This window comes from Actinomadura sp. NBRC 104412 (assembly GCF_030269515.1).
Taxonomy (GTDB): domain Bacteria; phylum Actinomycetota; class Actinomycetes; order Streptosporangiales; family Streptosporangiaceae; genus Spirillospora.
Genome location: NZ_BSTM01000098.1, coordinates 1 through 918, shown reverse-complemented (window position 1 = coordinate 918; position 918 = coordinate 1). Strand labels below are relative to the sequence as shown.

Here is a 918-nt window from a genome sequence, read left to right as displayed (position 1 = left end):
TGAACCTTTTTCAGTGGCGGCGGAGAGGTTGCTGGTCACAGCATGATCGCGAGCGGTGTGGCGGGCCGGGTGCATGGCAAAGCCCCTGGTAGGACGGGTGATCTTCCACAACCCTCCGCCCCCACCAGAGGCTTCACGTGCTTTTGTATCGTGCTTCGCTGCCGTTGTCGCGTTCGACCCTGAACTACACCGCAGGCGTGGTCCGCCGGCATCGCACAAGCATTGGAAGCAAGGGACGCGCCCTGTCACCGGGCATGCAGGCCCTGATGGTGCTGGTCTACCTGCGCAAAGGTGAGACGTTCGCTGAGCTGGGTGCCGGGTTCGGGGTATCCACCACGACCGCGTGGCGCTACGTCGAGGAGACCGTCGCCCTGTTGTCGGCCCGCTCGCCCAAGCTCGGCCAGGCGCTGCGCCGGGCAGTCCGCGACGGGCTGTTGTACGTGGTGCTGGATGGCACTCTCATCCCGATCGACCGGGTGGCCGCCGACCGGCCGTTCTATTCGGGAAAGCATCGCAAGCACGGCATGAACCTGCAGGTGATCGCCACCCCGGACGGGACGATCGTGTGGGTGTCGGGTGCGCTGCCCGGCGCGACTCACGACCTGACGGCCGCCCGGATCTGGGGCATCCTGCGCGCTCTGGAGGCCGCCGGGCTGATCGTGCTGGCCGACAAGGGCTACCACGGCGCGGGTGACCCGCTCCTGACCCCGTACAAGGGCAAGGACAAGCCGGACTCCCAGAAGGATGCCAACCGCTCCCACGCCCGCCTCCGCGGCCCCGGCGAACGCGCGAATGCCCAGCTCAAGAGCTGGCGGATCCTCCGCAAGCTGCGCTGCTGCCCGCACCGCGCCGGGCACCTGGCCAAGGCCATTCACGTGCTACAAACCCGCGAAGCTCACGCCTGCTGAAAAAGGTTCA

Annotated in this window: 1 protein-coding gene; it reads left to right on the top strand. The window is 67.3% G+C overall.

The genetic code is table 11. The features are described 5' to 3' along the window. Positions 1 to 137: 137 nt before the first annotated feature. Complete coding sequence (locus tag QSK21_RS35900; protein ID WP_285702220.1) at positions 138 to 908, top strand: transposase family protein; 771 nt, start codon at positions 138 to 140, stop codon at positions 906 to 908. The last annotated feature ends 10 nt before the right edge of the window (positions 909 to 918 follow it).